This window comes from Pantoea sp. S61 (genome assembly GCF_016625145.1).
Taxonomy (GTDB): domain Bacteria; phylum Pseudomonadota; class Gammaproteobacteria; order Enterobacterales; family Enterobacteriaceae; genus Pantoea; species Pantoea rwandensis_B.
Window position 1 is genome coordinate 712,865 of the sequence record NZ_JACVUO010000001.1, and the last position, 13,831, is coordinate 726,695.

The following is a 13,831-nucleotide window of genomic DNA, read 5'->3' on the forward strand; positions in this document are numbered from 1 at the left end:
GAATGAATGGAACTGAAAGATCTGCATTATCTGCTGGCGGTGAAGGAGACGGGGCATCTGGGTAAAGCGGCGCAATCCCTTGGTATTACTCAGCCCGCATTAACCAAATGTCTGCAGCGTCTGGAGAAGTTTTACGCCACGCGGTTAATTCTCAAGGTGGGGCGTGGGATGCAACTCACAGAAGCGGGACTGTTACTTTGTGAACGTGCTCAAAAAGTCGTGCACATGATGCAGGTCACCCGACAGGATTTACAGGCGCTGGGTGCGGGAACGGCGGGCGTCATCCGGTTGGGCGTAGCGGCCACGGCAGCGGAATTTATGCTGCCAGTGCTCAGTAAAGACCTGTTGCACAAAGCCCCCACCGCCAGACTCGAAGTGACGGTCGGGATGAATGATTTGCTGCAAAAGTTACTGCGTGAGAACAAGGTCGATCTGATTCTCGGTTTTCTACCACAGGGGAATAGCGAGTTTATTACCCGTCCGCTGATTGAGGATCCGGTGGTGATTGCCGCCAGCCGCCATCACCCGCTGGCCAATATTCATCCAACGCCAGAACAGCTTGATGAATATAACTGGTTGTTGCCTTCAGACAACGTCGCGACGCGCCAGTGGCTGGAACAACGCTTACGCAGCGGGGGTTATGCTCCGCCGCGGGCGCAAATGGAAAGTAACACGCTGTCACCGCTGCGAGCCGTACTGGCGCAAACCCAATTATTGAGTTTTCTATCCCGACGATTATTAAAAGGTGAGGGCGGCGAGTTAATTGAAATACCGCTGCCGCTGGTGATGATGCCTCGCACTTTTGGCTGGCAATTCCGCTCACTCAGTGAGCTTTCCCCCGCGTCACGTTTACTGGTGGATTTAGCGGAAAAACGCTGGCCCTGGTGATCCCTGGAACACCATCATGACGAGAACCTGTGATTTATCACAGGTTTGCTCCAATAACCTGCGTGATAATGACCGAAAATAACCGACCTGAATTATTAATCATTGAAGAATAAGGATTTATCTAAATGTGAAATTGTCAGATAACAGGTAACAATTTCTTGCAATACTAATCTTAATGCGTATATTTCTCATTTGCTTTCTTAACGGCATTTTTACAGTCGTTCTGTTTGCGCCAGGAGGGCGCAGTCGGGAAATACCTCATCCTGATATTCCTTTTCAGCACGTTATTTATGGCTGGATCTAACAGACGTCAGCAGCTATGCCGCCAACACAAAATAACGATAAGTGATTGAGGAATATTATGTCTTTCAAAGAAAAGCGCGTCAGGGAATCTGGCCTTGCGCCGCAACGTGCCTTGCGTGTCTCTCTGCTTGCCATGATGGTGGCATCAGGTATTGCCCAGGCCGCTGATAGCACTAACACAGAACAAACTCTGATGGTGGATGCCAGCGCCAGCAGCGATGCGCAGCAAGAGCAGGCAGCAAAAGATTACAGCGTTCCGGTCACTCGTGCCGGCACCAAAATGGCATTAACCGCGCGTGATATTCCGCAATCGGTCAGCATTGTCAGCAAGCAACGTATGCAGGACCAGCAACTGCAATCCCTGAATGACGTCCTGTCGAACACCACAGGTATCAGAGGTGTCAGCGGCGATATGGATCGCACTAACTATTATTCGCGCGGTTTTATCATCGATAATTACATGATCGACGGTATTCCAACGGCGTTTGCTTCGCGCTGGAACCTGGGGGATGCCCAAACCGATATGGCGCTGTATGAGCGCGTTGAAGTGGTGCGTGGTGCTACCGGTTTGTTAACTGGGCCTGGCAACCCGTCCGCCTCGATCAACATGGTGCGTAAGCACGCCGACAGCAAGGAGTTTACCGGCAACCTGGAGGCGAGCTACGGCAGTTGGGATAAGCAACGTTACGTCGCCGATCTTTCCGCGCCTCTTTCGCCTGAAGGCAATGTGCGTGGCCGCGTGGTAGCGGGATACGAAGATAAAAACAGCTTTATCGAGCGTTATGGTTTCGAGAAGAAATTCATCTACGGTGTAGTGGATGCTGACCTGACCGACAAAACCAAGCTGTCTGTGGGCTATGAGTTTACCCAGGTGAATACCGACTCACCCATGTGGGGTGGTTCGCCACGTTGGTATACCGATGGTTCACAGGTGAAATTGCGTCGCGGCTACAATACCTCAACGGATTGGGCGTATAACGACAAAGAAAACAAAAAAGTCTTCGTTAACCTGCAACAGAATTTCGATAACGGCTGGAACATCACGCTTAACGGCACACACAACGAGATGTTCCTTGACAGTAAGCAGCTGTATATCGACGGCTATGTGAATAAAGATTCCGGTATGCTCGTTAACCAGTACGATCCTTCCTACAACTATGATGCGGTAGGCGGAACCGGCTACAACACCGGTAAACGCAAAGTGGACTCCGTCGATGCGTTTGCCAGCGGTCCATACGAAATGTTTGGCCGCCAGCATGAGCTGATGCTGGGGGTGAATTACAGCCGTCAGGACAACAAGTATTACAGCGCCTGGACCAACATTTCACCCGATCAGTTGGGCAATTTCTACGACTACAACGGGAACTATCCTGAGTCCGACTGGAACCCTCGTACCCCAGCGTCTGATACGCAACTGGTGCGTCAGAAATCGGCCTATCTTGCCACTCGCATTACGTTAGCCGATCCGCTGCATGCCATTTTAGGCGCACGTTATACCAACTGGAATCGTCAAGGTTTAACCACCCGGCAGGAAGAAAACAACATCACGCCATACGGTGGTTTGATCTGGGACTTCTATGATAACTGGTCAGCCTACGCCAGTTACACTTCGGTCTTCCAGCCGCAGGATAGCCAGGATGCCTCCGGCCAATTCCTTAACCCGGTCATCGGTAAAAACTACGAAGCGGGTGTGAAATCTGACTGGCTGAACAGCCGACTGACCACCTCGGTGTCGGTGTTCCGCACTGAACTGGATAACGCGCCAGTGAGCACCGGAACATACACGGCGTCAGGCAACGAAATTTTTGAAGGTAAGAGTGGTGTCGTGAGCCGAGGCGTTGAGTTTGAAGTGAACGGTGCACTGACGGACAACTGGCAGATGACTTTCGGCGGCACGACTTATGTCGCCGAAGATCGTGAGGGTGAGAACTACAACTCAAAGTTGCCACGCACTTCGTTCAACCTGTTCACCAGCTACCGTCTGCCGATGCTGGATCAGCTGACGCTGGGTGGCGGTGTGAACTGGCAGTCGAAGACCTACCAGGATATCACTGGTCCGGAAGGTGTCGGTACCTGGCGAGCGCGTCAGGGCAGTTATGCGCTGGTGGATCTGTTCGCGCGCTACGACGTGACAAAGAACGTTACTCTGCAGGCTAACCTGAACAACCTGTTCGATAAAGAGTATGACAAAAACGTCGGTAATGGCGGGATCGTTTATGGTACGCCGCGTAACTTCTCAGTCACCGCGTCTTACCGTTTCTAATGTGAACTTCTCGGGCGCGCAGCAATGCGCATTGTGCCAGGTTCGCGGTTAAGTTCGCGAATCACTGGCAGGATCGGCAAGGATGCCGGCCCGGCGTTGCTCACTTGAACCCCTCAATATTCCTCAGCATCCTGCCGCAATATAATCTCCATTAGCACTGATGGGCACCACGGTTAAAAACAGCACCAGCGCAAATAAGATCAGCAAAGCGCCTCCAGCAATACGTATCATCCCGAGTATTTGCTGTGTGCGTGGCGATGACTCAGCCAACCATAATTCTCCCGCACGATGACGAAAATGGCGTACAAACAGGGCCAGTGCAACCAGCGCCATACCCGTGCCGAGTGCCATGGTCATGACCGCAAACATGCCCCAACGGGTGATGCCAATTACGCTGGCAAACAGCAGCACCGTGAGTGCGCCACTACAAGGCCGCACGCCCGTGGCAATAATAATGCCGATCCACGCTTTCCAGTTATCCACTGATTCCAAAGTAATGCCGTGATGATGACCGCAGCCAGCATGATGCTGCTCATGCTCATGCTCATGCTCATGCTCATGCTTAGGTTCATGCCGAAGCTGATACTGATGCGTATGCCGATGCTGACTGCGACCGCGCCAGGCTTGCACCATCATCATCACGCCCAACGCGGCGATAAACAGCGCGCTGGCTTTCTCAAGATACCAGCGGCTGGTGCTGAGATCGCCCGTGGTCAGGTTAAAGCCAATTGCAAGAATGAAGACAAACGCGATGGCGCTGAGACCCTGCACCAGGCTACCGAGAAACGGCACGCTCAGCGCTACACCGCGCGGTGGTTGATGGGTAGTAAGCCAGGTGGTGACGATAAATTTGCCATGTCCGGGGCCAACCGCGTGCAAGATGCCATAGATGAAGGTCACGCCGATCAACCACAACCCTGCGCTGTATTGCCCGCTGTTAATTTGCAGCAGATGCGTGACCAGTAAGCGATGGAGTTGGATTTGTGTTTGTAGCGACCAGGCGAGAAACGCCGTCCAGTGGGAAAACAGCACGGCGAGCGCAGCGACAATCGCCAGCGCTGCAAGGGTAAATCCGGTTTTGGTGGCAGTCATAGCTATGAGATATCGCGGCCCTGAAAACTCACAGCATGCAGGATTTTATAACGATTTTATAGGGTGTAAGGCGGAAGTCATCTGGACGCTGCCAGGAGCCAGGAGCCAGGAGCCAGGAGCCAGGAGCCAATATACGTGATGACACAGGTTGGCGATGATGAAAGCATCAATGTGGCTCAAAAGCATCAGTGCCTACGTCATCTTCGTAACCTTAGTGTTATGACGTGCTCCTCACAGCAGTCAGGGCGGCTTTGCCCACGGACGTAAAAATGGCGTCACTCTGCGGCGTATGAATACGGCCACACAAAACATTACGCCAGTGACGTTGTAACGGATGATGACGTGTCAGCGCATGATTGCCGATGCTTTCCACCATAAGCTCAACCGCTCGAATCGCATTTTCGGTGACCACTTGTTTGATTTGTGCCGTATGCCTGCTGGTCACCTGACCCAGAACGGCGCTGTTAAGCAGCGTGTGATTGGTGAACAGCAAAGTTTCGACGCGTCCTACCAACTCCTGAAATCGAGGCAAACTGGCCAGCGGCGCACCGAGATTAGCGGGGATGCGCTGCTGCAAAAAGGTGATAAACCAGTCGCGTGCACTTTGGGCTATCGCGTCATATAACGAGCCTAACAGCACCGCCATCCACACAGACTCCTCTTCATTTAGCCCTGCTTTCGGCGTGCTCCAGGGCGCAACGTTGACCGCGTGATTGAGCGGAATTAACACCTCATCTAACACCACGCGATGGCTACAGGTGCCGCGCATGCCAAGATGATCCCACTCGTCGACAATTCGAATGCCTGGCGCATCGGCGGGCACCAGATAGCCGCCGACCAGAGGATCGGCATCATCGCTACTGGCCCAAACGAGAAACCAACTCAACCCATGGCTGCCGGTGGAGTAAATCTTCTCACCACTGATGCGCCAGCCCTCGGCGGTGCGCCGCGCTCGGGTTGCAGGCAAACCGCCGCGCGCTGGCGTACCCAGTTCAGGTTCGACGCGCAGCGCATTGATCAACGCGCCCTGGGTTACCACGCTGTTCGCTACAGCCTCGCGCACACTAATGGGCCAGTCAGATTCCTCGCTCAGCCGCCGCGTGTTGAGATATTGCATGATCAAAATCAGTGCTGCGGAGGGTTCACCGCGCGCTACCGCCTGAATAATCGCCTGGCATTCTCGTAAATCGCCACCGCTACCGCCGGCAGAAGCGGGCAGAGCGAAATGCAACAATCCGTGCTGACGTAAATGCGTGAAAGCCGCACGGGGAAATTCGCCGCTGTGATCGACCTGCTCAGCATGTTCAGCCAATCGCCCGGTGAGGGCTGGCAATATTTCAGCGAGAAAAGGGGTGTTATTTGCCATTGAGAAACCTTATTTATCTCTGAATAACATAAGGTCGATTGTTTCCTGATATGGCAAAGCTGTAAAAGCAATAAAACCGCTTAGCACATGCATAATCGGCATAATTCCGTATCTGGTTGAAGCATTAATTTACGATTACTCTGCCTGCTCCTGAAATGCATTATTACAACACTCACTCATTCATCTGCATATATTTTTGGGAGTAAAAAATGTCGGATAAATATTTACTTTCACGTCGTCGCTTTATTGGGTATTCCGCAGCGGCGATGATGGCTTCTACTTTGCCGGGACGCAGTTTTGCCGAAGAGCAGATGCATAATATGCCAATGTCCGGCGATCTGTTGCAGGGTGGTGCGGGCAAATGGGCGCTGGCGAAACCCACGCACATTCGCCTCGCGGTAAACCTCAATGCCATCTGCCTGGCACCGATTGTGGTGGCCGATCAGCATAACTTTTTCAAGGCGCATAACCTTGAAGTGGAGTTCGTTAACTTTGGTAACTCCACCGAATTACTGCTGGAGTCGATTGCCACCGGGAAAGCAGAAGCGGCAGTTGGCATGGCGTTGCGCTGGTTGAAGGCGCTGGAGCAGGGCTTTGATGTCAAGCTGACCGCAGGCACACACGGTGGGTGCATGCGCTTATTAGCGCGCAATGAGGGTCCCGCTACGCTGGAGCAGCTAAAGGGCAAAACCATCGGCGTCACGGATATGGCTGGCGCGGATAAAAACTTCTTCTCGCTGATGTTAAAAAAACACGGCGTTGACCCGAATACCGATGTGAACTGGCGTGTATTCCCGCAAGATCTGCTGCCGATGGTGCTTGAGAAAGGGGAGATTCAGGCCGCCAGCGGCTCAGATCCGATTATGTGGCGTCTGGCACAGAAACCGGGCTACCGCGAAGTCGGCACCAATTTGATGGATGAGTACGCCAACCTGAGTTGCTGCGTGGTCGGCACGCGCGGCAGTCTCATCCGCGAACAGCCGGAGGTGGCTGCCGCAATCACTCACGCGATATTGCAAGCGCATGCCTACGCTGCGCAGCATCCGGAAGCCATCGGCAGTGAGTTTAATGGACAAGCATTGAATACTACGCCGCAGGAGATCGCCAGCGTACTGAAAACCCATACCCATGGCCACTATTCGGTGGGTAATGCATTCGTCAAAGAAATCGATGTTTATGCGCGCGATTTGAAAGCCATCAACGTATTACGACCAGAAACCGATCCGTTGCTGTTCGCAAAGGGAATCACCAGCAATGTGCTGGTGTGAGAGGCCGTCTGACATCAAGCAATTTGTCGAAGCGGGGTGATTTATCGCGCATTCATCGAGCAGCATAATCGCTGAGGAATGCGCAATAAATGACATTCTAATCAATGAAACTCAGCGAATCAGGCAATCTTCTGCGATGTTTGAATCGCATTCGCCAGCTTAAAGGTCTCAGCAGGCACCTGATGTGCAAACAACTGCGTCGTCAGGTAACTGCTGCCGCCATCTGCCAGCAGCAGTACGATGCGTTTGCCGTGATTTTCCGGTCGCGCTGCCACTTGTTCCGCCGCCCACAATACGGCCCCGGAAGAATCACCGACTAACACACCTTCGCTGAGTGCCAGTTGACGCGCCGCCGCATACGCTTGCCAGGTTTCCACGGCGATCACTTCGTCATAAACCCGATGATCTAAATTCGCCGGGATACGTTCGGGCGGCTGATTGCTAAAGGCGTGCACGCCGGTGATCTCCAGCGGTTCCGGGCGCAATTCACTGGGCTGTGAACCCACGCCTGGCTCCACTGCGATGACTTGCAGGCCAGGGTATTGCTGCTTCAGGTAGCGCCCGGTTCCGGACAGCGTACCGCCGGTTCCCACGGCCGCAATGAAGATATCCAGCTTGCCACCGCTGTCGCGCCAGATTTCGGGCCCGGTGGTTTGAACATGCACTGCCGGGTTGGCGGGATTCTCCAGTTGCAGCAGGAAATGCACCTCGGGTTCAGCGGCGGTCACTTTTTCTGCCAGCCATTTGGTGGCGGCGACAAAATCGCCATTGCTGGCTTCATAAAATTCTCTAAATCCTTCAATGGTGCTGAACGGAACCACTTCAGCACCGTAAGCCTGAATCAGTTGCGTGCGCTCGATACTGACAAAATCATTAATATAGACGCGGAATTTATAGCCTTTGGCGGCTGCAATCGCCGCTAATCCAATCCCGGTATTGCCGCTGGTGGTTTCAACCAGGGTGTCGCCTGGCTTGATGGTGCCATTGCGCTCTGCGGCTTCGATCATGCTAAGGGCGATGCGATCCTTGACGCTGTGATTGGGATTAAACAACTCCAGCTTGGCGATCAGTTCGGCCTGAATCTCTTGCTGCTGCGTGTAGCGCGAGAGCCGCAGCAGCGGCGTATTACCAATCAGTTCTGTGATCGACGAGGAAATCTTTGCAACCATAGTTCACCTCTGTGGTGGAGTAGCCTGCGTGAGTCGTCATGATTGACGGCCCCTCAGATGTGGTGTGCGTTTCAACCCGATGCGCCATCGGGCACATCGGCCAATCGTTACCATTTCACCGCGCTGCGCTGCCATGAAAGCAGACGGTCGCGCACCAGGAACAGCAGGGAGATCAATGAAGAGAACAGTAGCGCCATCACGATCAACGCGGCATACATATTGGCGTAGGCCGCCCAGCCCTGGGCCCACTGCAGATACCAGCCCAGGCCAGATTTCACCCCCATCATTTCTGCGGCGACCAGTACCGAAAACGACGCGCCCAGCCCCATAAATAAACCCACAAACAGGTGTGGCAGCGCGGCGGGCACGGCTACGCGTAGCACCAGGAACATCGAATTGGCACCCAACGTGCGTGCCACATCATAAAAACGGGTATCGACGCTGGAAACGCCAGACCAGGTCAGCACAGTTACCGGGAACCAGGTCGCCAGTGCGATGAGAAACACTGCTGCGGAGAAACTGGAAGGGAAAAAATAAAGCGACAGCGGCAGCAACGCCGTGGACGGCACGGGACCGAGGAAGCGCAAAATCGGGTGCACCCAATATCCCAACCCGCGTGACCAGCCAATCGCCACGCCGGTGATAAAGCCCACCACGCTGCCGTAGATAAAACCAAAGGCCAGCAGACGCAGCGAATTGAGCACGCTATCTAACAGACGAGGCCAGTCAGTGGCGTAGGCTTCGACCAGTGCGCGCGGCGGTGCAAAGAAGGGGGCGGGCAACAGTGCCAGTTTCCCGGTCACGATTTCCCACACGCCAATCAGCAACGCCAGCACAATCAACCACGGGCCGCTGCGTTTTAACGGTGTCAGCAGCGTCAGGCGCGGAAATACGCCTGATGCAATCGTCAGCACGGTGAGCAACAGCGCAATGCCGGCAAACAGTTCATGGGTTTGATCGACAAAGCGCGGGGCAGCAAAACCCTGCGGCTTATCCGGTACCGCCACCATCAGCGCCACCAACGCCCACCACAGTAACAGCGCACCCCAGACGGCGGGTTGCAGGCGGCGCGGTGCGGCGCGGTGTTGGGCAATAGTGAGGGTTTCACTGGCCATGATTCTCTCCTTAACTCGACATGTTGCTCATGTGCGCCATGTTACTGGCGTGCTGATGGGCGGATTCGGCAGGCAACAGTTGCGGCACATAGTGCTCGGCAAACTGCTTCGCATCGGTATCCGGGCGAATCACATTGATCTTTTTCAGTTCCTCAACATAGGTCGCGACTTCACTGCGCAACTGGGCACCGGTGGAGTGATGGTGATGGGTGTGCTCTTTGAGCATCGCGGTGATGTCATCTACTGGCACCGACCCCGGCACAAAGGGCTGGAATATTTTGGCGGTTTCGGCGGGATGATCGGCAGTCCACTGCTGTGCATCAACGATGGCTTGAGTGATAGCGCGGGCGGTCGCTGGATCGTCACGCACCAGCGAACCACGCAGCCCTAGCACACAGCAGGTCATGCTGGCGTATTCACCTTTCAGGTTGTTGTCGACTTCCAGCAGGTTGTGTTGTTTTTTCAGCAGCCAGCCCTGTGGATCATCGGTGGCCAGTGCCTGGACTTCGCCTTTGCGCAGTGCTTCACCAAACAGATCGGGCGGATATTGCAGCCAGTTGACCTGTTTATCCGGATCGATGCCCTGTTTTGCTAATTGCACAGCGAAGAAGTTGCGAATCGGACTGGCCTGATCGCTGACCGCGACGGATTTACCCACCAGGTCTTTCACATCGCGAATACCGCTATTCTGCGGCGTCAGTAACCGCATGCAGCCACCGTGTGTGCCGACAGTCAGGTCCACGTCAAAGCCTTGTTCCAGTGGTTTCAACCAGCGCAGCGCCATACCGATGCCGCCATCGGCCTGCCCGGTAGCGATCGCCTGCAGCAGCGCATCGGTCGGGCCACTGAAGTTAACCGGTTCGACATTAAGACCATATTTTTTAAAGAAACCCTGTTTCAGGGCAACGGAGATCGGTGCCTGACACACCGCCGTTTGCCCCCACGCCAGTTTGATGGTTTTAAGCGGTTTGTCGTCAGCGAAAACAGGGCTGCTCAACAATGGATTCACCGCGACACCCGCGCTGAATAAACCCAGACCGCGCAATAATGCGCGCCGGCTCAGAAAGTAATTTTGCATTGCCATTCTGCTTTCCTTGTCATTAAAGATCAGGGGCACTATCGCTTAACGATTTCCTGCCACCAAATAACAATCCCGCATGAGGTCATGCAGTTTTTCTTTATGAAAAATGACGGATAGGTTTGCCGAAATGGCTATTTCAATGAGGCGAGAGAGCCGCTTATGGTTATTTTCTGATAACAATCGGCTCATTATTATTTTAGCGGGAGCGAAATATGGCCATGAACTCTGCGGGCGTGAATATTGCCATTGAAAAAGTGAATCACCATTTCACGCTTGAAGGCAGTGAATTACCCGTGCTGGAGAATATCAATTTACAGGTGAAAGCCGGCGAGTTTGTTGCGCTATTAGGGCCATCCGGTTGCGGTAAATCGACTTTATTGCGCTTACTCGCCGGGCTGGAACCTCCGGCCAGCGGTTTGCTGGCGGAAGAGGGCAAAGCCATCACCGCCCCCGATCCCTCCCGCGTCGTGGTGTTTCAGGATCCCACGCTCTATCCGTGGCGCACGGTGTATGACAACGTAGGCCTTGGCTTGCAAATTCGCGGCGAAAACAGAGCCGTTAGAGCGCAAAGGATTAACGCGATGTTGGATCGCGTTGGCCTGAAGGATTTCGCCCGTGCCTGGCCGCATCAGCTGTCAGGCGGGATGGCCCAGCGAGCAGCGTTGGCACGCGCACTGGTGAATGTGCCACGTCTGCTCATTCTTGATGAGCCACTGGGCAAACTCGATTCTCTCACGCGGCTACGCATGCAGCAGGAAATCGTTGATCTGTGGCAGGAGCAGCAGTTCACCACGCTGATGGTCACCCATGATGTTGAAGAGGCGCTGGTGATGGCCAATCGGGTGGTGGTGTTCAGCCCGCGTCCGGCCAGAGTGGTGGATGTGATTGAGGTGGACCTCCCCTGGCCGCGCCGCCGCGATGACCCAAAACTTGTGGCGTTACGCAGCCGAATTTTGGATTTATTGGGCACCGATCGCGCCGCCGCTTAAATGGCAATGGAAAATAGCAGTTCACGCAACCAGCGGTGCCCGGCATCGCGGTGCGTACGCTCATGCCAGACGACGATTTTGCTAAAACCCTGAATAGTTAACGGCGGCGGCAGGATTTTCAGACCGGGTAGATCGCGCGTCAAGCGACGAGGCACCACGCTGATTAAATCACTGATGCGCAAGATTTCCGGCAGGACCAGAAAACTGCACACCGAGAGCGTCACGCGTCGCGACCGGCCTGTTAATGCCAGCGCCTCATCGGTGACACCCTGAAATCGCCCTCCTGTATAGGAAACTAACGCATGATCCTGGGCGCAAAAGCTATCAAGCGTCAGGGCATCAGGCTGAGCAAGGGGATGGTCTTCACGCATCAGGCACACATACTCTTCCTGATAAAGTGGCCTGGCGTGCAGGTCGACGGGCGCAGTATCCGGTGTAATCAGCGCCATATCGATGTCTCCGCGTTCAAACTGCAGGGATAACTGTTCATTGTTGACCGGCAGCACCGCGACGCGAATGCCCGGTGCTTGCACACGTAGTGCCGCCATAAAAGGAACCACTACGGCACGTAAAGCGTAATCCGTGGCGGCGATATTCAGCGTCATTTCCGCCGTCGCTGGATCAAAGGTGATGGGCAGCAACAACTCCGAGACGTCTGCCAGAATGGCTTTCACAGGCTGAGCCAACTCCAGAGCCCGCAACGTCGGGACGATGCCGCGCTGTGCCCGTGTAAATAGCGGGTCATCAAAACACTCTCTCAGACGGGTTAGCATGCCACTGACTGCCGGTTGCGTCAGGGCTAAGCGCTCAGCCGCGCGGGTAACACTGCGCTCATCCAGTAAGGCATCCAGCGCTTTGAGCAAATTGAGGTCGAGGTTGCGAATATCGGTTTTCATCATCTTCCAGAGTTGGCGTGGCAGTACCTCATCATACGCAGCTACCAGATATCACGAAAACGTATATTACAAATAAATAATGGCGATTGGTCTTATTTCATGGGCGGTCGGATACTCCACCCACGATTTAATTACGGTGAGAATATGAAATGAAAATGAACGCGATTAACTGGCCGCAGGGTTTTGTACCGGGCTTTAGCGATAACTACTGTTCCAATGAAGTGATCGTTGAAGGGTTGAGCACGCAGGATATCTGGCCGCTGCTGAATACGCCGTCACTCTGGCCGACCTATTATCAGAACTCGGCGAATGCGCGTTTCTATGATAACAAAGGCCCCGAACTGGAGCAGGGCGTGCGCTTTTATTTCGAAACCTTTGGCTTCCCGGTGGAAGCGCAGGTCACCGAGTACGTGGCGCCCGTCGTCGGTGAAGCGGCCCGTGTTTCCTGGCACGGTTGGGCGGGTGAAGTGGGCAGCGACGACCGCTTAGATGTCCTGCATGCCTGGCTGATTGAAGATCTCTCTGACAATCGCGTGCGCATCCTGACCCAAGAAACGCAAAATGGCAAGCCTGCGGTTGAGTTGGCAAATGCTAAACCCAATCCGATGATCAACGGTCATCAGGATTGGCTGGATGAACTGGTTGCGGCTGCGAAAGCGCGTTAACACAACGCCGGGCAACCCCTACGCCATGACCGCAGCCTGGCATCGGTAAACAAAGGCCGGTGGCAGGTTGCGCATTACGCGTGTGCGCGTCCAGTAAAAATGCTGTGACAAGAGGGGTTCCGACAGCGACGTATATTGAAATTGCACAAACACGCCTCCGGGATTCAGTGCACGACTGATTTGTATCATCATCCTTTCACGCAGCGCCTGCGGCAGGGATAGCAGCGGTAAACCTGAGAAAATCGCATCGTAGCCGGTGCCTAACTTTTCTGCTGAATCAGTGTGCACCGTCAAACGCAGATCGTTGAACGCATTAAGCTTATGGGCTAATTGCGGATTGATTTCATATGCCGCCAGCGTTGCATCGGCTCTCATGCTTTGCAGTAAATGACGTGTCAGCACACCATCGCCAGCGCCGAGTTCCGCAATCCGTTGCGTCTGCTGCCAGTTTACGGCCCCTGACATGCTGCGACACAGCGCGGAAGAAGAGGGTGCGATTGAACCAAATGCGCGCGGGTTGGCGAAAAATGCCTGTAAATAGCGGGTTTTTTCTTTGAGTAATGAATACGTCGTCGTGATCACGATTATTACCTCCGGGTTATTGGAGGTGATTCAACCATCAATTTCTTAAGCAAAGCTTAAAGCCGTGATTTTTTAGCGCCAGATGACAAACTTGTCATGTCAAGGAAATTTCTGGGTGGGAATTCACTGAGATATTCGTTATTGAAAGGAGTCG

General features: G+C 54.0%; 12 protein-coding genes. 5 read left to right on the forward strand and 7 right to left on the reverse strand.

Annotated elements, in window-relative coordinates:
* Positions 1-6 precede the first annotated feature (6 nt).
* The gene (locus IAE30_RS03585; RefSeq protein ID WP_045832733.1) at positions 7-888 is read left to right on the forward strand and encodes a LysR family transcriptional regulator; all 882 of its coding nucleotides are present in this window, start codon (positions 7-9) and stop codon (positions 886-888) included.
* Positions 889-1,249: 361 nt separating this feature from the next.
* Positions 1,250-3,454 carry a ferric-rhodotorulic acid/ferric-coprogen receptor FhuE gene (fhuE, locus tag IAE30_RS03590; RefSeq protein ID WP_200678101.1) on the forward strand — a complete coding sequence of 735 codons (2,205 nt, stop codon included), beginning with the start codon at positions 1,250-1,252 and terminating at the stop codon, positions 3,452-3,454.
* A 123-nt stretch (positions 3,455-3,577) separates the two neighbouring features.
* Here the strand turns inward: fhuE and IAE30_RS03595 are convergent, their stop codons facing one another.
* Complete coding sequence (locus IAE30_RS03595; RefSeq protein ID WP_200678099.1) at positions 3,578-4,546, reverse strand: nickel/cobalt transporter; 969 nt, start codon at positions 4,544-4,546, stop codon at positions 3,578-3,580.
* A 217-nt stretch (positions 4,547-4,763) separates the two neighbouring features.
* Positions 4,764-5,912 (reverse strand): acyl-CoA dehydrogenase family protein, encoded by a 1,149-nt coding sequence (locus tag IAE30_RS03600; protein WP_200678091.1) that lies wholly within the window; start codon positions 5,910-5,912, stop codon positions 4,764-4,766.
* A 209-nt stretch (positions 5,913-6,121) separates the two neighbouring features.
* On the opposite strand from IAE30_RS03600, the gene IAE30_RS03605 reads away from it, so the two are divergent.
* Positions 6,122-7,180, forward strand: coding sequence for an ABC transporter substrate-binding protein (locus IAE30_RS03605; RefSeq protein ID WP_200537631.1), 1,059 nt, complete (start codon positions 6,122-6,124; stop codon positions 7,178-7,180).
* A gap of 119 nt (positions 7,181-7,299) precedes the next feature.
* Here IAE30_RS03605 and IAE30_RS03610 read toward each other — a convergent pair whose 3' ends face one another.
* The 3 genes from IAE30_RS03610 to IAE30_RS03620 form a co-directional block, all read right to left on the reverse strand.
* A complete protein-coding gene (locus IAE30_RS03610) occupies positions 7,300-8,349 on the reverse strand; it encodes a PLP-dependent cysteine synthase family protein (RefSeq protein WP_200678089.1) in 1,050 nt (349 codons plus the stop codon).
* A 107-nt stretch (positions 8,350-8,456) separates the two neighbouring features.
* Positions 8,457-9,464: an ABC transporter permease gene (locus IAE30_RS03615; protein ID WP_200537635.1), complete on the reverse strand. Its 1,008-nt coding sequence runs from the start codon at positions 9,462-9,464 to the stop codon at positions 8,457-8,459.
* Between the two features lie 10 nt (positions 9,465-9,474).
* Entirely contained in the window at positions 9,475-10,548 is a 1,074-nt protein-coding gene (locus tag IAE30_RS03620; RefSeq protein ID WP_200678087.1) for an ABC transporter substrate-binding protein, read from the reverse strand.
* Positions 10,549-10,757: 209 nt separating this feature from the next.
* On the opposite strand from IAE30_RS03620, the gene IAE30_RS03625 reads away from it, so the two are divergent.
* On the forward strand, positions 10,758-11,534 hold the full coding sequence (locus IAE30_RS03625; protein WP_200678085.1) for an ABC transporter ATP-binding protein: 777 nt from the start codon (positions 10,758-10,760) through the stop codon (positions 11,532-11,534).
* Here the strand turns inward: IAE30_RS03625 and IAE30_RS03630 are convergent.
* Entirely contained in the window at positions 11,531-12,430 is a 900-nt protein-coding gene (locus tag IAE30_RS03630; protein WP_200678377.1) for a LysR family transcriptional regulator, read from the reverse strand. The two genes, IAE30_RS03625 and IAE30_RS03630, sit on opposite strands and share 4 nt — an antisense overlap.
* A gap of 155 nt (positions 12,431-12,585) precedes the next feature.
* On the opposite strand from IAE30_RS03630, the gene IAE30_RS03635 reads away from it, so the two are divergent.
* Positions 12,586-13,095 (forward strand): SRPBCC domain-containing protein, encoded by a 510-nt coding sequence (locus IAE30_RS03635; RefSeq protein WP_200678374.1) that lies wholly within the window; start codon positions 12,586-12,588, stop codon positions 13,093-13,095.
* Positions 13,096-13,113: 18 nt separating this feature from the next.
* On the opposite strand, the gene IAE30_RS03640 is transcribed toward IAE30_RS03635, so the two are convergent.
* Positions 13,114-13,677, reverse strand: coding sequence for a methyltransferase domain-containing protein (locus IAE30_RS03640; RefSeq protein ID WP_200678083.1), 564 nt, complete (start codon positions 13,675-13,677; stop codon positions 13,114-13,116).
* Positions 13,678-13,831 lie beyond the last annotated feature (154 nt).